The sequence below is a fragment of the Dyadobacter luteus genome, from assembly GCF_003383615.1.
GTDB classification, from domain to species: Bacteria; Bacteroidota; Bacteroidia; order Cytophagales; family Spirosomataceae; genus Dyadobacter; species Dyadobacter luteus.
In genome coordinates this window covers 139,061-157,833 of sequence record NZ_QNUL01000008.1, presented here as the reverse complement: position 1 = coordinate 157,833, position 18,773 = coordinate 139,061, and the positions used below count along the sequence as shown (strand labels likewise).

The window sequence follows — 18,773 nt, the reverse complement described above, 5'->3', positions numbered from 1 at the left end:
AATCAAATAATTACACTACTTTTGTCTGCTAACTAAAATTACGATTGAATGAAGCCAGCACGCCTACTCCTGGTAATACCATGTTATAATGAGGAAGCTATCTTGCATTTGACATACACTACACTAAAACGTTATTATGATGAAATTAAGGCCCGTGGATTAATCGCTGATGACAGCAAGCTTTGTTTTGTCAATGATGGCAGCAGAGACAGGACATGGGAGATTATTGAAGAGCTCGGTGCCGCTGACGATCAGGTGATTGGTGTAAAACTTTCGCGTAATTTCGGACATCAGAGTGCAATTATGGCCGGGCTCGAAAACCAGGTTGATGCTTTCGATTGCTTTATTACTATTGATGCAGATTTGCAGGACGATATTCAGGCGATAACCGGAATGATTGAAAAACACCGTGAAGGTGCGATGGTCGTTTATGGTGTTCGCGGAGACCGGAGCAGTGACAGCTGGTTTAAGCGTTCTACAGCAGAAGGATTCTACGTATTGATGCAAAAGATGGGAGTACCTGTGGTTTTTAACCATGCCGACTTTCGACTCATGGATCGTCGGGTGCTTCAGGAGCTGGGGAATTTCAAGGAAATTAATATGTTTCTGAGAGGAATTGTTCCTCTTATTGGCTTCAGAAGCGATAAGGTTGTCTACAGCCGGTTAGAGCGCCAGGCTGGTGAAACAAAATATCCGCTGAATAAAATGCTCCTTTTCGCCTGGAATGGCATTACTTCCTTTTCTACATTTCCCATGCGGCTGGTGTTATATTTCGGAGTTTTTAACTTCGTAATGGCCATGCTTATAGTGGTTTATATATTGTTCTCCTATCTTGTAGGTTTCACTGTTCCGGGCTGGACTTCCACCATGCTGCCACTTACTTTTTTCAGTGGATCCAATATGATGGCTCTGGGGCTGATCGGGGAATACATCGGAAAGATTTATGAAGAGGTTAAAGGTCGGCCTCGTTACATCATCGAAAAAATTGTAAATGAATAAGTTTTATAGAAAGTACCGGGTTTTTGGAAACTGGATTAATATCCTGATTATGATCAGTGTTTTGCTTCCGCTGATTATTTTGTCTTATTACAACCACCCTTCTCCTGCTGATGATTACTGCTATATCGACACAGTATTCAAGTACGGATGGCTGGAAGCAATGAATTACTATTATTCCGGCTGGACGGGACGTTACTTCGGTATTTTCCTGAACCATTCCAATCCACTTCTTTTCCATTCTGTAGCGGGGTTTAAGATATTGCCGGTTGTATTGTTACTCGGCGTAGTGTTTGCGCTGTACAGTCTTTTCAGACATCTCACTCCAACCTTGTCACGGCTGGCGCATTTGGGTTTTGCAGGAATTGTATTCTTTCTCTATCTGTTGAAAATGTCCAGTATTTCAGAAGCATTTTACTGGATGGCCGCCTTCGTTACTTATACCATCCCCAATATTTTTACCCTGCTTTGGGTAGTACTGGTTCTTCGTTATTACCGCCAGGATAATCCCTCTGCACGTATTGTTGCAGCCTCGGGCTCTGCATTTCTGATATTTGCAGTAATAGGAAGCAGCGAGACAAACCTGTTGATTATGGTTTTGCTCATAGGTGCATGGTGGGGATACCGGCTGTTATTCCATAGAAAAGTGGATGCGTTCATGGTAGCGATGTTGGCCGTAACAGTAATTTCTTGTTATCTGTATTTCAGTTCTGCCGGAAATCAGGCCCGTATCGGTGGGAACCCATTAGGGGGAGATGTAGTATTCTCTTTTGTGAGTTCTTTCAAAAAGTTAGGTCTGCTGAGCCTTGACTGGATCTTGCGTACACCACTGCTTTTGTTTTCGTTGGCATGGCTTGTTGTACTATCGCGATTGTCCACAGGAGCTCGCAATTACTTTGCAGTACCGGTTTGGTATGCGGTTTTACTTTATGTGGGCGTTCTGGCTGCTCAGCTTTTTCCCTCGTACTATGGAGTAGGGATAGAGCCAACGCCACGCGTGATCAACTGCGTTTATTTCTTTTTCCTGATTGGCTGGTTCTACATCATCGGTGTTCTTTTCCATTATTTCCAAAAAGGGCGTACCGGACGTTCGGATTTTTCATTCTACAGATACGGAATTCTTTATGTTCTGTTAGCAGTATCATCGTTCCTTGCTTTCTATTCCAGCAGCAATGTACGTCTGGTTTACACCGATTTATTGAAAGGGAAAGCAGCGGCATTCGACAAAGAGATGAATAGTCGCTATGAGCTACTCCGTGCTTCAAAGGAGGATATTGTCTATTTACCTGCAATAAAATCGAAGCCATTGTCTATTTTCTATGATGATGATATCAAGACAGAAAAAGATCATTGGTGGAACAAATGCCTGGCTGGTTATTTTGGCAAGAAGGCAGTTATCGTAAAAGCAAATGTTGTTGAATAGAAACTTATTAAGACTGGGTGTACTTGTACCTGTTCTGATCTGGATAGCTGTTGTATATTATTATGCTGTAGATGTCCCCTGGTTTGATGATTTTGATCCTTTTCCCGACTTTCTGAGAAGCTGGATTGATGCTAAGTCGTTTTCAGAAGCGCTTGGCTATCTTTTTCAACCAAATAATGAACACCGTATGGTGATCGGTAAGCTGGTCACGCTGTTTTATTACAAACTGACCGGTAAACTCAGTATCTATTTTGTACTGTTTTCCGGCGTTTGCTTTACGCTTGGTACCTTTGGTTTATTCTGGTCTGCCTTTAAGAAAAGTAACCTGAGTCCTTATTATTTTATACCAGTTGCTTTCCTTTTATTTCAGATACAGTATCATCTTGTTTTCCTTTGGGCGATTTGTAGTATGCAGCACCAGGCAGTTGTGTTCTTTATGGCACTGTCTATGTTGATGCTATCCAGAAATAAATTCTGGTTTGCGGTTGTAGCTGCTTTGCTGGCCAACTATAGTATGAGCAACGGGATTTTTGTTTGGGCAGCTGGAGCCGGCATTCTTATACTACAGTCGTCTTACAGAAACCTGGGAATCTGGCTGTTTACAGCCGTAGTTGCAGTTACTTTCTATTTCATTGGCATGTCGCCGCAAGGGAATGAATCCAGTGTTGACTTCTTCCTGGCACATCCTGAGTTGTCTGTTTTCGGCTTTTTCGCTTTTCTGGGTGGGCTGGTCGACTTCTTTCCGGAAAAGGAGATTGTTACAAGGTCTGTGTTGCCGGTTTTGCTGGGAGTGGCAGCTTCGGTTTGGATTGCTATATGGGGTTTTGCAAATATTCGTCCATGGCTGACAAAGACTTTCGGTATTTCATTCAGGAAAAAAGGGTTGCTGAAAGTAGCTGATGAAACTATTCCGGGAGAAAAGTCGCTTCAGGAATTTCTCATTGGTATACTTCTGTTTTTGTTAGCCAACGCGCTGATCATCGGCTTTCTGAGACCGCGATTTGGTTTTTTTGTCATGATCGTGAGCAATTACAAAATGTATCCGGCTCTGTTTTTGATCGTTACTTACTTATCTATACTCCTGTCTGTAAAAGCTGCAACTGGCAAAAAGATATTTCGTTTTGGATTAATAGCAAGTGTGGGAATATGGGCCATTTCTCTGGCCACTTATCTGCCGGTAATTGCAGAACGTAGCAAGTATCTGATGGTTAATGCCTACAATCAAGAACACAATGCTTTTGGCTTAGGTCATATTGCATTTTCTAAAACCGCAGTTTATGTTGATAATCTGATGAAAAGAATGACATCTGATGGTATTTATTCTTTTCCGCAGGAGGCCGATTGGCTGGTAAACGAAATCAATAGCCAGAATGGTGAGAAGCTGAAAGAAAATGATGTTCGGTACCGGGTTGAAAATAATGCGATTGTAGTGGAGGATGAAACTTCTGAATATACGCTGAAAAGGAAAGGTGGCCAGTATGCTTATCTGAAACAGAATGCGAAGATTTATCTCTTCAAATTGGCACAGAACAGATATGACGGACGCAACTTATTCCGGCAGCTTGACAAAGGCTCGATCGTTGAAATTCCGTTTTCTACGCTGGAGAAAGGAGAGTATGAATTAGGTGTTGTGCGTAGTATGAACGATGCTCCTGTCGGACAGTTTCTGGGAAAGGTAACTATCCCTTAAATAAGGAATTCTCCGATAATAGTCTTAAAGGTGTATTTTTGCCTCATTGAATCATCACACAAAGAAAGAATTTTGAAAAGTCCTCAAATATCAATTGTTGCGCCACTATATAACGAATCTGAAACATTTCCACTACTTGTAGAGCGTATCAGTGCGCTGATGGATTCCAGTGATCTGTCAATCGAGGTTGTTCTTGTAGACGATGGAAGCAAAGACGATACCGCCATGAAGATTCGTCAGCTTGCATTGGTGGATCAGCGTTACCATGGGGTGTTGTTATCCCGTAATCATGGTCATCAGCTTGCTTTAACTGCAGGACTTAGTAAGGCAAGAGGAACTGAAGCAATATTTGTAATTGATGGAGATCTTCAGGATCCGCCTGAATTACTACCTGAATTCTATAAGCTGTATAAGGAAGGTAATGATGTGGTGTATGCAGTGAGGAAAAAAAGAAAAGAGGGCTGGATCAAAAAGACCGGTTATTACCTCTTTTACAGAATACTCCGCTCTATTTCTTATGTCGAAATCCCACTTGATAGTGGTGATTTTGCACTTGTTAGCCGCCGTGTGGTAGATGTACTGAATAAAATGCCTGAAGAGAGCCGGTATCTCAGAGGAATGCGTTCCTGGATCGGATTTAAGCAGGTTGGATTTGAATACGAACGTGACGCCCGGGCTGCCGGAGAATCTAAATATTCCTTTGCGCAACTATTTAAGCTGGCTTATAACGGGATTTTTAATTTCAGCGAATTTCCGATCAAATTTATGTCGCGTACAGGAATGGTATCGATACTAATCGCATTGGCCTATTTCTTTATCGTTGTGATCAAAAAAATGTTTTTTGCACATGTAATAGAAGGATTTACCTCACTGCTTTTCGTGATTATCCTATTTAGTGGAGTTCAGCTTCTCGCTCTGGGAATTATAGGCGAGTACGTGCTGAGGATCTTTTTCCAATCCAAAGGTCGCCCGTTGTTTATCGTAAAAGAGGAAATTGTAAACTGCGAGTACATTAACTGATGCTGTTTAATTCTATTCAATTTATACTGTTTTTTATTGTAGTCACACTGGCCTATTTCAGTCTGTCGTGGCGGGGGCGTTGGATGCTTTTACTGGCAACCAGCTGCTACTTTTACATGGTCTTTAAGCCGGTATTCATCCTGATTCTTTTCGGGACGATTGTCATTGATTACTATGCCGGTATCTGGATCGCTCAGACACATGATAAAAAACAGAAGACACTTTTGCTGATACTGAGTCTGATATCCAACATCGGTATTCTTGCTTTCTTTAAATACTACGATTTTGGAAGAAATTCGGTGAATGATCTTCTCAATATGGTGGATATCAGATCTATTATTCCTCCACTGGAACGATTACTTCCTGCTTCTATCGCACAATGGATGGTGAACGGAGGTGGTGAGGTGATTTTGCCGATTGGTCTTTCTTTCCATACATTTCAGGCCATGAGTTATACCATTGAAGTATACCGTGGTAATCAGATTCCGGAGCGTCATTTTGGTATTTATGCATTGTACGTGATGTTCTATCCACAGCTTGTGGCAGGGCCTATTGAGCGTCCTCAAAACATGTTGCATCAGTTTCATTCCTACTTTAAGTATGATTTCGAACTGGTCAAATCGGGATTAATGCAAATGGCTTTTGGTCTGTTCAAGAAAATTGTCATTGCCGATCGCCTGGCCGAAGTGGTGAACTTCGTCTATGATAATCCGTCGGAACAAAATGGACTTTCACTGCTCGTCGCGACGGTATTTTTTGCGTTTCAGATATACTGCGATTTTAGTGGCTATTCCGATATTGCCATTGGGGCAGCCAGGGTAATGGGTTTTACATTAATGGATAATTTCCGTTCTCCCTATGAGGCCGCTTCTGTATCGGAATTCTGGGGACGCTGGCATATATCTCTTTCCACCTGGTTTAAAGATTACCTATATATTCCGTTGGGTGGAAACCGTAAAGGTGAGTTGGCCAAATACCGCAACCAGTTTATCGTTTTCCTCGTAAGTGGATTATGGCATGGTGCAAGCTGGAATTATGTGATATGGGGTGCATTGCATGGTACGTATCAGGTGAGTGCTTCCATTCGGGATAAATGGATGAAAAAGGCTGGTATCGAAATACCGAAAAATACTTTCACGAGAATTGCAGGAACTGTTATCACTTTTATACTGGTTACCATTGCCTGGGTATTTTTCAGAAATCACTTATCGCCGGTCAGTAGGTCCTTTACAATTCTCCATAAAATTATGACCTTATCCTGGAGCGAAAAGCTTCATACGCCTTTCAATAGTGTGGAAATGTGGTTTTGTGTATTTCTGGTGGTTTTTTTACTTGTCAAAGAGCATTTTGTCGAAAAGATTCCGACCCGGAATACCGGAATGTTTTATCTGCTTTTCGGAATCGTTCTTTTTCTTACCTATTTTCTGGGTGTGGTCACAGAAAATCAATTCATCTATTTCCAGTTTTAAGAATTTACCAAAACATTTTGCTCTGATATTTGTTATCGGATAGGGAGGAATGTTGCGTACATTCCGGTATCCTGCTTTATAATATATTTAGTTAATAACAACCATGTACGAAGTGACAGCTGACAACCGATTGAAGAAACTGATTATCGTTGGAGATCGTGTTTTGATAAAACCAAAAAGTCCGTCGGACAGAACCAATAGTGGATTATATCTGCCGCCAACAGTAACCGAAAAGGAACAGGTGCAAAGTGGATATGTGATCAAGGTGGGACCGGGTTATCCCATACCGGCAGCAACAGAAGATGAACCCTGGAAAGAAACAGAGGAAAAGGTGAAGTATATGCCTTTACAATCGATGGAAGGTGATGTAGCTATTTATCTTCAGAGAAATGCCATTGATCTTGAGTACGACGGAGAGAAATATGTGATTGTACCTCAATCATCTATTTTGATGCTGGAGCGTACAGAAGATTTATATTAATTCTTCAAAATGTCTGCCGTTATATGGTAATTGAAAAACGGTAGTATTAACTTGGTAAATCCTGACAAAGCAGTCCACGCAGGACTGCTTTATTTTTTACCTAAAATCAACGATATGCTGTATTTACTCTTGACTCTTCTGAATTTTGGGTTGCTGATCTGGTTCATATTTATCTGTTTCAGCGTATTTAAACTGGTCAAAGAAAGCATGGGAATACCCGCTCTGATCGTATTTATACTTGGATGTTTATCCTTCACGAAGGAGCGTCTTATAAACAAAGAGGCACCCAGATATAATGGAGGAGACAGAACGATTGGCTGGCAACCTCTGGAAAGCGGGATTTCTCACGAAATCGTGCTCAGTTATGCATATCCCAAAGACACGCTTGATCGTGCAGAAGGTGAAATTATTCAAAGTGGACTTATGGGTGGGCATCAATGGGAAACTACCAATGTAACTTTTTACGAAAACGAAGGGAAAATCCACTATCTGGTGTCAGGTACTCATAACTGGAAACTACTTGGACTTACTTTGTACAATGAACCCAAGCAGTTTACCGGAGTTATTAAACAATAAGAACTTTCTTCGCAATTTGCCTGACCGAAGCACTACCTTTGCATCATGTCGGATTTAGGAAAAATAGAAAATATACTTGCAGGTTTGGGTATTGAAACCTTGAACGAAATGCAGGTTGCTGCCCGCGAAGCAATTACAGAAAGTGATGAGGTGCTTCTTTTATCACCCACAGGCTCAGGAAAAACCCTGGCTTTTTTGTTGCCTCTTGTCGCATTAATGGAGAGGGAAAATGATCAGGTGCAGTGCCTGGTGATTGTGCCAACGAGGGAGCTGGCGCTTCAGATTGAACAGGTATGGAGAAAAATGGCGACAGGTTTCAAAGTTACCTGCTGCTACGGCGGGCATGATATGCAAACCGAAATAAGAAGTCTGGTGGAGCCGCCTGCGCTGTTGATAGGGACGCCCGGCCGTCTTCTGGACCACATGCATCGGAAATCTTTCTCTTACAGTCGTGTGCGCACACTTGTACTGGACGAGTTTGATAAATCTCTTGAAATGGGTTTTCAGGAAGAGATGACGGAAATTATCCAGAATGTACGCTGGGTTAGTAAAAAGGTTCTTGTGTCGGCCACGGCAGGTCCTAAAATTCCTTCATTTGTTAAGTTTAAAAACCCGGTTGAGCTTGATTTTATTTTCAATAAAAATGAAGCCAGCGGACTTACTGTTGTTCAGGTAATCAGTCCGGACAGTAACAAGATGAATAGTCTGGTTCGGCTTCTTGGTGCTATAGGCAGTGAATCCGCTATGATTTTCTGTAATCAGCGCGATACAGTGGAACGGATAAGCGAGATATTGAAAGAAGAGGGGCTGGAGTGCGCGTTTTTCCATGGAAAACTGGAGCAGGAAGATCGTGAACGGACATTAATCAGGTTCAGAAATGGTTCTGTGCGCTACATAGCTGCAACTGACCTTGCAGCCCGTGGACTGGATATCCCGGAAGTGAGACACGTGATCCATTTTGAATGTCCGATGAGGGCTGATGAATTCCGTCACAGAAACGGTCGTACTGCACGTATGCAGACAGAAGGTACAGCTTATATTTTGCTGAATCCGGAAGAAGCAGTTCCTGATTACATCAGCATAACCCCAAAAGTTATGGCTCTACCTTCCCAATATACCGCACCTGAAGCTCCTTTATGGACAACGATTTATATCAGCGGAGGAAAGAAGAATAAGCTTAATAAAATGGATATCGTAGGTTTTCTTTTACAAAAAGGAAAGCTGGAAAAGCAGGATTTGGGATTGATTGAGGTGAAAGATACTATTTCTTTTGCTGCAGTGAATAAAACCAAAGTCCGCAAAATGCTGGATCTGATTGCTACGGAAAAAATGAAAGGGAAGAAGTATAAAATCGAAGTAGCAAGGTAATCTGATTCAGATATTCCTCAAAAGAGTGAACCCAATCAGGATCAGAAGCGCTGAAACAGCAACCATTTTATTCCGGAAAAATGAATAGGTGGGTGTGTTCTTTATTAATTCTGAGACGGTGATGTAAATCAGAATACAAGTAACCGGATACACCAGTGCATTCAGTTGAAACGCAGAATGAAAATGGCCGTGAAGGAGTTGGTGAAATGCGCGCTGCCCTCCACATCCCCAGCAAAGCCAGCCTGTAGCTTTGTGCAACAGGCAGGGAGGGGCCGAGGAATGTTCCGCCGGATCAAACATATAATACCAGGTCACGGTAGCAAGTACCGTGACCGAAATAATTAATCTTCTTATCAAATGATCCTGGGGTATCATCACTGATTAATCTCTCACTACAAAATCGCGGACGATAAGGTCATGCAATGCTTGTTCCTCTTTGTTGAAAAGCGGCCATAACCATAACAAAAAGCAAAAATTCAGCGTCAGGTATTTAATAAGGGTGCGACCAATCGCAGCTCCAAGAGTAAGTCCGTTGCCATATTCATCACGAACCTGTATTTTCATAAGGCTCTTACCAATAGTGGCACGGCGTGGAGAACTCAGCATGAAGACTTCATAAACGATTGGCCCCAAAAAGCCAATCAAAAGTAGTGGTAGTATTGCGAGTCCACCTAGCAAAGCTGCAAAGTCATTATCAAATGTGCCTGCTAATCCGCCTAATCCGAACAGGGGTACTATAAGGACTGACATGGCGACTCCAACAATAAGTGTATCGATAATTTGAGCTACGACTCTGTTGCCAAATCCTGCGAGTGTAAAGTTTTGCATAATCCGATTGCTTGAAGGTTTTTGATGTACTCAAATAAGCATCAAGATAGCAATTATGAAACAGGATTATAGCTAAGCGGTAAAACAATCGGATAAGAGTGAAATTTGAACAACAAAAAAAGCACCCTACTTCGGCAGGATGCTTTCAAAAATGCTGTTATGACTTAAACTTAGATAACGCGAACGTTAACTGCGTTTAGACCTTTTTTGCCATTTTCTACGTCATAAGACACTTTGTCGTTTTCACGGATATCGTCCTGAAGACCTGAAACGTGTACGAAAATGTCTTTTTCACCGCTTGACGGTTGGATGAAACCAAATCCTTTGGAATCATTGAAAAACTTTACTGTGCCTTCTGCCATTAGTATTGATCTTATATTTTTTAAAGCTCAAATGTAGATAGAAAATAGAGATATACAAGATAAATAAGTAAAAAGGTTTAGAATTAATCTATTTAGTTAGGCCTTCAAAACCAGACTTTTAAGAATAGTTACATATGTTTTGTTTTTTGAGATATGTTCGATTCTTAGTATTTTACAATTTAATTGTGCTTCTTTTAACTCTTTGTATCGTTTTTCTGTTCTTAATTTATATTTCCCGAATGTAAGAAAATGATTAGCTTTACTTCGATTATTTCTATTTTGAAAAAATGCCGGTTTTAAAAGAAACTGATTTTATTTCTCCATTCTGGTTGCCCAACGGGCACATACAGACGATTTTTCCTGCACTTTTCAGGAAAACAACGGGTGTGAAATACCAGAGGGAGCGTATTATTACGCCGGATCAGGATTTTCTTGATCTGGATTGGTCGCCGGCTAACCACAATCCTTCGCGTAAAATCGTTATTCTCTCCCACGGTCTTGAAGGAAATAGCACCAAGCAGTACATAATAGGAATGGTGAGGCTGCTGAACAGCCAGGGATATGATTGTCTGGCCTGGAACTTTCGCAGTTGCAGTGGTGAAATGAACAAGACACCTGTTTTTTATCATAGCGGAGCTACCGATGACCTGGATATCGTTGTTACACAAGCCATAAGCCGGGGTTACAAAGAGATATATTTTATTGGCTTTAGTCTTGGTGGTAATCTTACACTCAAATATCTGGGAGAAAAGGGTAGGCAACGGAGTAATCTGATTCGTAAGGCGGTTGTTTTCAGTGTACCTATGGATCTGAAGCAATGCAGTCTTTCCATTATTAAAAGAGAGAACCGTATTTACATGCATCGTTTTCTCAATACGCTACGTCCCAAGGTCAATGCAAAGTCACGTTTATTTCCGGACCAGATAAGTCTGGCGAAGGATCACCTGGTGAAAACGCTTTATGATTTTGACGACGTTTATACAGCACCTTTACATGGATTTGACAATGCATCGCATTATTACGAAATGTGCAGTTCAATGTTTTTTGTTGAACACATTCAGATTCCGACTTTAATCGTAAATGCCGACAACGATCCCATTGTGCCGGGATCCAGTTTGCCCGTTGAGCTGATCAGTTCATTGGAAAATGTTCATCTTGAACTAAGTAGCCAGGGGGGACATTGTGGCTTCCGCCAGTACGGACTACGTGATGATATATACTGGTCGGAGAAAAGAGCACTGGATTTTATACAAAAAAATGAATTTTTGTAAATAAAGATATATCAGCCGATAATTAAACGCTTGCACCGGATATTTTGTTAGCGACATAGTAAACAGATTCGTAATTTTGTCTCTTTATCAGCAAGCTATCGGATTGAGTATTTTTGATTTGTATACTTTTAAATTGGTAATTAATAAGTTATCTGCCGCTTCATGCCCACATTAACACTTAACAGCCCGTACATTATTATTGATTTTGACAGCACTTTCACCAAAGTTGAAGGTCTGGACGAATTAGCTGCCATTGCGCTTGCAGGGCATCCGGAACGTGAAAAAATCGTTCAGGAAATAGTTGATCTTACAAACAAAGGCATGAACGGAGAGATGTCGTTTGCCGAAGGACTTCGTCAGCGTATTGATCTGCTGAAAGCAAACCGCTCCCACATAGAAGACCTGATTATATTCCTGAGAACCAGGGTTTCGGATTCATTCAAAAGAAACCAACATTTTCTAACGGAGAATACCGACAACATATTTATTGTATCAAGTGGTTTTAAAGAGTTTATCGTACCCATCGCTACTGAACTCGGTATTCGTGCTGACCATGTGTATGCCAATGAGTTCCGGTTTGATGAGGAAGGTAATATCATTGGAATAGATGAAACCAATGTTTTGTCAACCGATGGTGGTAAGATAAAACTTCTTGAAAGTCTGAAACTGGAAGGTGAAGTATTTGCAATTGGTGATGGCTATACGGATTATCAATTGAAAGAATCTGGGCTGGCTAGTCGCTTCTATGCATTTACAGAAAACGTAGAGCGTCCTAAGGTTGTAGCCGTTGCAGATCACATTGCTACATCTTTTGATGATTTTCTTTATGATAATAAATTAAGCAGAAGCCAGTCTTATCCAAAAAGCAGAATCAAAGTTCTTTTGTTGGAAAACGTGCATCCTGTAGCGCTTCGTGCATTTGAGGAGCAAGGTTTCAACGTGGAGTTTGTGAAGGGAGCTCTGGATGAAGACGAATTGTGCGAGCGTATTAAGGACGTATCAATCATTGGTATTCGTTCAAAAACCAATATTACCAAACGGGTTCTTGAAAATGCGAATCGTCTGATGGCGATCGGTGCATTCTGTATTGGTACCAACCAAATCGACCTAGAGGAAGCAGCTCAGAGAGGTATTGCAGTTTTCAATGCACCTTATAGTAATACACGTTCTGTAGTTGAACTGGCAGTGGGTGAGATGATCCTGCTGATCCGTAACATCGTTACCAAAAGTAACCAGATGCACGAAGGTATCTGGGATAAATCAGCGAACGGAAGTTTCGAGGTACGTGGTAAAAAATTGGGTATGGTGGGATACGGAAGTATCGGTACACAATTGTCAGTTGTGGCTGAAGCGTTGGGTATGGAGGTTTATTTCTATGATGGAATTGAAAAACTTTCTCTGGGGAATGCCCGAAAACTGAATACGCTGGAAGAACTTCTGGCTATTTCGGATGTAATCAGTATGCACGTCGATGGCCGTAAGGAAAACAAAAACCTGATCGGAAAAAGAGAGTTTGACCTGATGAAGGACGGAGTGATATTTATGAACCTGTCTCGCGGACATGTTGTAGATATTGCCGCATTGGCAGAAGCAGTGAAGAGCGGTAAAGTGGCAGGTGCTAGTGTGGACGTGTTCCCTTACGAACCTAAAACGAATGCCGAATCCTTTGAAAGTGAATTACGTGGATTGCCAAATGTAATCCTGACTCCGCATATTGGAGGTAGCACAGAGGAAGCTCAGGAAAATATCGGCCATTTTGTTCCTTCAAAACTGTTGGAATTCATGAATAACGGTAGCTCTTACGGAAGCGTAAACTTCCCTGAGGTACAGTTGCCGAAACTGAAAGATTCTCACCGGTTGCTGCACATCCATGCCAACGTGCCAGGTGTGCTTGCAAAGCTGAACCAGATTTTTGCAAAAAATAATATCAACATCACAGGTCAATACCTCAAAACCAATGAGCATATCGGTTATGTAATCGTAGATATCGCGAAAGGTTATACAGAGGAATTTATTCAGGAAGTGAAAGAGGTAGAAGGTACGATCCGGTCGAGGATGTTGTATTAAGGAAGTAGATAAAGAAGTTAGGGGAAGTTAAGAAGTTAGAGGAGGGACTTCTTGGAAAGTCTGTTTTTTTGATTCGATTGTGATAGATTTGAAGTATCACTTCATCATACTCATAAAAGAAATGGAAAAGAGTCAATCTTTTGAAGATCTGATCGTTTGGCAAAAGGCACATTCTTTCGTGTTAGCCATATATCGAATGACTACTATATTCCCTAACTCCGAAATATATAATCTTACTTCTCAATTCAGAAGGGCAGGAGTTTCAATTCCTGCGAATATTGCAGAAGGCTATAAAAGATTGGGCCGTGCCGATAAGGCACGGTTCTACAATATAGCACAATGGTCACTTGAGGAGTGTCCCTATTATTTGCGTCTAAGCAAGGATCTGAATTATTTGTCAGACAATGATTACCAGGAAAATAAGTTATTGCTCGAAGAGGTCAGCCGATTACTTAACAGCTATGCAGCAAAAGTATCAGGTAACTGATTGGACCTGATTTTAATCGAAAGGCTAACTTCAATAACTACTTAACTACTATAACTTCTGTTTTAATGCTTACTTTTTTTACCCCCGGCCCGGCCCAGCTTTATCCTACTTTTGAGAAACATGTGCAGACATTTATTGCCAATCAGCTTGGCTCTATCTCTCACAGAAGTCAGCAGTACAGGGATTTGCACAAGTTCACCGTTGATCAGGTAAGAACTTTGCTGAATGTACCCGATACCCACGCTATACTTTTTCTGGGATCTGCTTCGGAAGCCTGGGAGCGCATTTTATTCAGTTGTGTGGAGTTGGAGAGCTTCCATTTGGTGAATGGTTCTTTCTCCAAAAAGTTTTATGATTACTCCAATGCATTGAACAAGTACGCCCACAAGCAGGAAAAGCCGATGGGAGAAGGATTCGTAGCATCTGAGGTAATTGTGCCTGAGTATGCGGAGTTGATTTGCACCACGCATAACGAGACAAGTTCCGGTGTACAGATGCACGTAAACGAGATCCATAAGCTGAAGCAGAAAAATCCTGATAAATTTATAGCTGTGGATATGGTATCATCTGCGCCTTATCCGGATCTGGATTATTCTTTAATCGATACTGCTTTCTTTTCTGTTCAGAAGGCTTTTGGTTTGCCCGCAGGATTAGGCGTGTGGATCGTGAATGAAAAATGTTTGCAGAAGGCTGAATCTATTCGTCAGCAATATTCCATCGGAGCGCACAATGATTTGCCTACATTATGGAAAAACGCGCAGAACAACGAAACGCCGGCTACTCCTAATGTGATGGGGATTTATCTGTTAGGGAAAGTAGCGGAGGATCTGAACAAAATAGGTGTTGCCGCAATCAGAAAAGAAACAGAACAAAAAGCGGCTTTGCTTTACAAGTTTTTCGAAAAGCAGAGCGGATTTTCATTGTTTGTAAAAGAAAAAACGCAACGATCACAAACCGTGATTGTGACCAATACAGAGGCCCCTTCGGCCGATATTATTAAAGCAGTGAAGGAAAAAGGATTGGTAATAGGAAGTGGTTATGGTCAATTTAAGGGGTCACAGCTGAGAATCGCTAATTTTCCCGCAACAAGCACGGCTCAAATTGAAGAATTGATCAGCGTGCTGGGTTCCCTGTAAAACATAACAGATACATAAAAGTAAAGAAGCGTAGAATCTCCGGATTTTGCGCTTCTTTGTTTTGTGGCTGTCCAATAGCCTGAAAATGTATCATCTCCGTATTGATACTTAGACCATTATTCCTTCCCTTACCTTTTTAAATTTTTCTATGAAAGATTCAACGAATCAGCATGATGGCCAGTCGCGTCGCAGTTTTATCAAGGCATCTTCATTGGCAGCTTCCTCATTTTTTATTGTTCCCCGCCACGTTCTGGGAAAAGGATTTATTCCCCCCAGCGACAAACTGAATATTGCCGGAATAGGGGTAGGAGGAAAAGGAAGAAGCGACTTGTCCAGTTTTGCAAAAAGTCCGAATGTGAATATTGTCGCACTTTGTGATGTGGACGATCGGCAGGCGGTAACTTCAAGAACCAACTTCCCAAATGCGAAGTACTACAAGGATTTCAGGGAAATGCTTTCCAAAGAAAATAAAAGCATTGATGCCGTTTCTATCTCAACCCCTGACAATACCCATGCTGTAGCCACTTTGGCAGCCATGCAATTGGGAAAACATGTTTACACCCAAAAGCCGCTGACGCACGACATATATGAGGCCCGAATCCTGGGACAGGCTGCCAAAAAATACAAGGTGATTACCCAAATGGGAAATCAGGGAGGATCGGGTAATGGTGTACGCCGGATGAAGGAAATCTATGATTCAGGAGTTATTGGTCAGGTGAATAAGGTATTGTGCTGGACCAACCGCCCTGTATGGCCGCAGGCAATTCCTTCAGACAATATAGATCCGATTCCAGCTGAACTGGATTTCGACCTCTGGCTTGGACCAGCTCCTAAGGTAGGTTACAATCAGGCATATCTTCCCTGGAATTGGCGTGGCTGGTGGCCTTATGGAACCGGTGCTTTGGGCGATATGGCCTGTCATATCATGGATCCTGTTTACCGTATTTTACCGATTCTCTACCCCGTATCGGTAGAGTGCAGTGTTGCCGGAACCTGGACATTCACGTTACGTGAAAAGGATCATAATCCTGACTGGACACCCTTCTCTTCTACTATACATCTTGATTATCCACGGAATGACGGGAAAGGCAATATCAAAGTGAGCTGGTATGATGGAGGAATATTGCCGGAGCGCCCGGAGGAATTGCTTCCGGGAGAAGCATTCGGAAATCCGGATGGTGGTGTCTTGTTTATCGGAGATAAAGGAAAACTAATGGCAGATTGTTACGGTGCGAATCCACGCCTTTTGCCACTAAAGAAAAATGAAACACTCAATATACCCGAGACGATCAAAAGAGTGCCTAATGAAGACCACTATCTGAACTGGGTGGATGCATGCATTGCCGGTTATGGAAAAGGACAGACCAGCTCGCCTTTCGAATATGCAGCGCCGTTTACCGAAAGTATTTTGATCGGCAACCTTGCGCTACGAAGCTGGATGTTGCGTGATGCGCCGGAAGCTTTGAAAACGGCTGACAAGTACAATGGTAGGAAAAAACTCCTGTGGGATGCAAAGAATATGAAAGTAACCAACTACGATCTGGCGAACCAGTACGTGAAGCGTGATTATCGTGATGGCTGGGAATTAAAGTTATAATCGTTCAGAAATTCGTTTCGATCCATACCGGTTTGATGTGAGGCCCTTAGCTAAACGTCAAACCGGTTTTTCGTTTTTATTAAATTTATTAAATAGCATTTAAAGAATATATTTTTAGCTTTATGCCCTGTTAGCTAAAAGCATCATTGCGTGGCCAATTTTGAAACGTTGAGAAATTTCGGGACCGATCAGGAACTGTGGGCTGGGATACGCCGCGGTGACGAGTCAGCGTTTACAATGATGTTTGACGCCTATCATTCTACACTCTACAATTATGGCTTCAAACTTTGCAGCAACTCAGGAATTGTTGAAGATGCTGTTCAGGATGTTTTCATAGATATCTGGAGATTGAGGCACAATCTCACCGAAGATATTACTTCCATCAAATTCTATCTCTACAGAGCGCTTCGCCGGAGAATTACGGTTGCGTTGGGGAAATTTCCGCTAACTGAGGAAATCAGCGTATTGGATGAAAACAACGAGCCATCAAGTTTCTCTAATACAGAAACGATGCTGATTGCTTCAGAATCTTCGGAAATCCGATCAAAGCAAATTCAGGATTTGCTCGCTGGCTTGCCGGAGCGGCAGGTAGAAGCGCTTACGCTGCGCTATTTTGATGATTTCAGTATTGACGAGATTTCCCAGATTATGGGAGTCAGTGAAAAATCTGTCCGCAACTTTATTTACAAGGCACTCACTTCGATGCGGGAACACCGCCAGAGTTTGCTGCTTTCTTCCCTGATTTTCTGCCTGTTATTTATTTTTTAGAATTTTATTTAAAAATAATTTCATTTTGGAGGGGTCATTTTGCAAAAGTGAGGCTCTTTCTATTTGAAAGCCTTAAAACCAGTTTATCACTCGCATGAAGTACGATCAATATTCGCTCACGGAATTAATTCGGAACGACGACTTTATTGCCTGGGTGAGACATCCTGATGAAGCGAGTGAAGCACGGTGGCAGGAATTTCTGAAGAATAATCCTGAAAAACGGAGTGTAGTAGAAGATGCGAGGGGTTATGTGAATCTGGTTGCTGAAGATACCGGGAAGCATAAGCCAACTACGGAACAAAGCCGGAAAATGTGGAGTGTGGTAGAAAGCCATATGGCTGATGATGCAGAAGAAGAGGTTTCAGTGGCGGAGGAGAAGACTATCAATTCCTGGCAATGGGCACGAATCGCTGCATCTGTAGTTTTGATAGCGGGCTTTGGTGTAGCTGTGTATTGGTATCAGCACAAACCATCGCAGGTAGCTATCGTGAATGCAAATGTAGAAGTCGGAACCATTAGTGATGTGATCGAGAAAGTGAATGATTCTGATAAGCCTATGACGATACTGCTCGAAGATGGTAGTTCTGTGGTTTTGGAACCCGCCGGGAAATTGAGCTTTTTCGTAAAAAGTACTACTGCCAAAAGGGAGGTGAGTTTGAGAGGAAAGGCATTTTTTGAAATTGTAAAAGATAAAAAAAGACCATTTATTGTTTATACTGACGGTCTTGCGACCAAAGTTTTGGGAACCAGCTTTTTAATTGATGCTCCTGAAAATGGCTCTGAAATAAAGGTGGAAGTTAAAACTGGTCAGGTTTCTGTTTTTCCATTGAGTCTGAATGCTTCGGAAAAGGAAAAGGAAGCATTTTCCAAACCGGAGTTGACAGGTACTATTCTGAATCGGGATGAAAAAATAGCGTTTTCAAAAGTAAACGGTAAAACGATTAAACTTCAGGATACCCCCAGGGTTGTAAATGTTACTACGGATATCGCTGATCAGTTATTCATATTTGATGAAACACCCGCCTCTGAGGTTTTCAAAGCGTTGGAGAGTGCCTATAACATAAAGATTGTTTATAAAGAATCGCTTATCAGCAATTGTCCGCTCAATGCCACACTGGTAGGGCAATCTTTCACCGAGAAGTTAACAGCAATTTGTATTGCTCTGGACGCGCAGTATGAGATCCGGGATGATCATGTAATTATATCCGGCAAAGGCTGTAAATAATTTGACTAT

At 41.8% G+C, this 18,773-nt stretch carries 18 protein-coding genes; 15 read left to right on the top strand and 3 right to left on the bottom strand.

Annotation, left to right across the window (positions count from 1 at the left end; genetic code table 11):
* Positions 1 to 48 precede the first annotated feature (48 nt).
* The 8 genes from DSL64_RS12830 (at position 49) to DSL64_RS12795 (ending at position 9,023) form a co-directional block, all read left to right on the top strand.
* Positions 49 to 999, top strand: a complete 951-nt coding sequence (locus DSL64_RS12830) for a glycosyltransferase family 2 protein (protein WP_115831297.1) — start codon at positions 49 to 51, stop codon at positions 997 to 999.
* The gene (locus tag DSL64_RS12825; protein ID WP_115831296.1) at positions 992 to 2,419 is read left to right on the top strand and encodes a DUF6056 family protein; all 1,428 of its coding nucleotides are present in this window, start codon (positions 992 to 994) and stop codon (positions 2,417 to 2,419) included. Before DSL64_RS12830 ends, DSL64_RS12825 begins: the two co-directional genes overlap by 8 nt.
* Positions 2,412 to 4,109: a hypothetical protein gene (locus tag DSL64_RS12820; RefSeq protein ID WP_229217067.1), complete on the top strand. Its 1,698-nt coding sequence runs from the start codon at positions 2,412 to 2,414 to the stop codon at positions 4,107 to 4,109. The genes DSL64_RS12825 and DSL64_RS12820 overlap by 8 nt, the downstream gene beginning before the upstream one ends.
* Before the next feature lie 72 nt (positions 4,110 to 4,181).
* Complete coding sequence (locus DSL64_RS12815) at positions 4,182 to 5,129, top strand: glycosyltransferase family 2 protein (protein WP_115831294.1); 948 nt, start codon at positions 4,182 to 4,184, stop codon at positions 5,127 to 5,129.
* Positions 5,129 to 6,598: an MBOAT family O-acyltransferase gene (locus tag DSL64_RS12810; protein WP_115831293.1), complete on the top strand. Its 1,470-nt coding sequence runs from the start codon at positions 5,129 to 5,131 to the stop codon at positions 6,596 to 6,598. Before DSL64_RS12815 ends, DSL64_RS12810 begins: the two co-directional genes overlap by 1 nt.
* Before the next feature lie 103 nt (positions 6,599 to 6,701).
* Positions 6,702 to 7,079, top strand: a complete 378-nt coding sequence (locus tag DSL64_RS12805; protein WP_115831292.1) for a co-chaperone GroES — start codon at positions 6,702 to 6,704, stop codon at positions 7,077 to 7,079.
* A gap of 114 nt (positions 7,080 to 7,193) precedes the next feature.
* On the top strand, positions 7,194 to 7,655 hold the full coding sequence (locus tag DSL64_RS12800; RefSeq protein WP_147300361.1) for a hypothetical protein: 462 nt from the start codon (positions 7,194 to 7,196) through the stop codon (positions 7,653 to 7,655).
* A 45-nt stretch (positions 7,656 to 7,700) separates the two neighbouring features.
* A complete protein-coding gene (locus DSL64_RS12795) occupies positions 7,701 to 9,023 on the top strand; it encodes a DEAD/DEAH box helicase (protein ID WP_115831290.1) in 1,323 nt (440 codons plus the stop codon).
* A 6-nt stretch (positions 9,024 to 9,029) separates the two neighbouring features.
* Here the strand turns inward: DSL64_RS12795 and DSL64_RS12790 are convergent, their stop codons facing one another.
* The 3 genes from DSL64_RS12790 to DSL64_RS12780 all read right to left on the bottom strand — a co-directional run bounded on the left by DSL64_RS12790 (position 9,030) and on the right by DSL64_RS12780 (position 10,213).
* Positions 9,030 to 9,380 carry a DUF2752 domain-containing protein gene (locus DSL64_RS12790; protein WP_158547912.1) on the bottom strand — a complete coding sequence of 117 codons (351 nt, stop codon included), beginning with the start codon at positions 9,378 to 9,380 and terminating at the stop codon, positions 9,030 to 9,032.
* Positions 9,381 to 9,404: 24 nt separating this feature from the next.
* Positions 9,405 to 9,851, bottom strand: a complete 447-nt coding sequence (locus DSL64_RS12785) for an RDD family protein (RefSeq protein WP_115831288.1) — start codon at positions 9,849 to 9,851, stop codon at positions 9,405 to 9,407.
* A 170-nt stretch (positions 9,852 to 10,021) separates the two neighbouring features.
* Entirely contained in the window at positions 10,022 to 10,213 is a 192-nt protein-coding gene (locus tag DSL64_RS12780) for a cold-shock protein (protein WP_115831287.1), read from the bottom strand.
* A 287-nt stretch (positions 10,214 to 10,500) separates the two neighbouring features.
* Between DSL64_RS12780 and DSL64_RS12775 the strand changes: the two genes are divergently transcribed.
* The 7 genes from DSL64_RS12775 (at position 10,501) to DSL64_RS12745 (ending at position 18,764) form a co-directional block, all read left to right on the top strand.
* Positions 10,501 to 11,484, top strand: a complete 984-nt coding sequence (locus DSL64_RS12775; RefSeq protein WP_115831286.1) for a YheT family hydrolase — start codon at positions 10,501 to 10,503, stop codon at positions 11,482 to 11,484.
* A 162-nt stretch (positions 11,485 to 11,646) separates the two neighbouring features.
* On the top strand, positions 11,647 to 13,551 hold the full coding sequence (gene serA, locus DSL64_RS12770; RefSeq protein ID WP_115831285.1) for a phosphoglycerate dehydrogenase: 1,905 nt from the start codon (positions 11,647 to 11,649) through the stop codon (positions 13,549 to 13,551).
* Between the two features lie 121 nt (positions 13,552 to 13,672).
* Positions 13,673 to 14,038 (top strand): four helix bundle protein, encoded by a 366-nt coding sequence (locus tag DSL64_RS12765; RefSeq protein WP_115831284.1) that lies wholly within the window; start codon positions 13,673 to 13,675, stop codon positions 14,036 to 14,038.
* A 65-nt stretch (positions 14,039 to 14,103) separates the two neighbouring features.
* The gene (locus DSL64_RS12760) at positions 14,104 to 15,174 is read left to right on the top strand and encodes an aminotransferase class V-fold PLP-dependent enzyme (protein WP_115831283.1); all 1,071 of its coding nucleotides are present in this window, start codon (positions 14,104 to 14,106) and stop codon (positions 15,172 to 15,174) included.
* 148 nt (positions 15,175 to 15,322) lie between these two features.
* Complete coding sequence (locus DSL64_RS12755) at positions 15,323 to 16,771, top strand: Gfo/Idh/MocA family protein (RefSeq protein ID WP_115831282.1); 1,449 nt, start codon at positions 15,323 to 15,325, stop codon at positions 16,769 to 16,771.
* Positions 16,772 to 16,921: 150 nt separating this feature from the next.
* On the top strand, positions 16,922 to 17,539 hold the full coding sequence (locus DSL64_RS12750; protein ID WP_229217066.1) for an RNA polymerase sigma factor: 618 nt from the start codon (positions 16,922 to 16,924) through the stop codon (positions 17,537 to 17,539).
* A gap of 94 nt (positions 17,540 to 17,633) precedes the next feature.
* The gene (locus DSL64_RS12745; RefSeq protein WP_115831281.1) at positions 17,634 to 18,764 is read left to right on the top strand and encodes a FecR family protein; all 1,131 of its coding nucleotides are present in this window, start codon (positions 17,634 to 17,636) and stop codon (positions 18,762 to 18,764) included.
* The last annotated feature ends 9 nt before the right edge of the window (positions 18,765 to 18,773 follow it).

Excerpts from the sequence above, each read along its gene's own strand:
- DSL64_RS12760 (WP_115831283.1), top strand. The coding sequence starts at position 14,104 with ATGCTTACTTTTTTTACCCCCGGCCCGGCCCAGCTTTATCCTACTTTT.
- DSL64_RS12780 (WP_115831287.1), bottom strand. The coding sequence starts at position 10,213 with ATGGCAGAAGGCACAGTAAAGTTTTTCAATGATTCCAAAGGATTTGGT.
- DSL64_RS12800 (WP_147300361.1), top strand. The coding sequence starts at position 7,194 with ATGCTGTATTTACTCTTGACTCTTCTGAATTTTGGGTTGCTGATCTGG.
- DSL64_RS12825 (WP_115831296.1), top strand. The coding sequence starts at position 992 with ATGAATAAGTTTTATAGAAAGTACCGGGTTTTTGGAAACTGGATTAAT.
- DSL64_RS12775 (WP_115831286.1), top strand. The coding sequence starts at position 10,501 with ATGCCGGTTTTAAAAGAAACTGATTTTATTTCTCCATTCTGGTTGCCC.
- DSL64_RS12805 (WP_115831292.1), top strand. The coding sequence starts at position 6,702 with ATGTACGAAGTGACAGCTGACAACCGATTGAAGAAACTGATTATCGTT.
- DSL64_RS12765 (WP_115831284.1), top strand. The coding sequence starts at position 13,673 with ATGGAAAAGAGTCAATCTTTTGAAGATCTGATCGTTTGGCAAAAGGCA.
- DSL64_RS12810 (WP_115831293.1), top strand. The coding sequence starts at position 5,129 with ATGCTGTTTAATTCTATTCAATTTATACTGTTTTTTATTGTAGTCACA.
- DSL64_RS12830 (WP_115831297.1), top strand. The coding sequence starts at position 49 with ATGAAGCCAGCACGCCTACTCCTGGTAATACCATGTTATAATGAGGAA.
- DSL64_RS12785 (WP_115831288.1), bottom strand. The coding sequence starts at position 9,851 with ATGCAAAACTTTACACTCGCAGGATTTGGCAACAGAGTCGTAGCTCAA.
- serA (WP_115831285.1), top strand. The coding sequence starts at position 11,647 with ATGCCCACATTAACACTTAACAGCCCGTACATTATTATTGATTTTGAC.
- DSL64_RS12745 (WP_115831281.1), top strand. The coding sequence starts at position 17,634 with ATGAAGTACGATCAATATTCGCTCACGGAATTAATTCGGAACGACGAC.
- DSL64_RS12755 (WP_115831282.1), top strand. The coding sequence starts at position 15,323 with ATGAAAGATTCAACGAATCAGCATGATGGCCAGTCGCGTCGCAGTTTT.
- DSL64_RS12795 (WP_115831290.1), top strand. The coding sequence starts at position 7,701 with ATGTCGGATTTAGGAAAAATAGAAAATATACTTGCAGGTTTGGGTATT.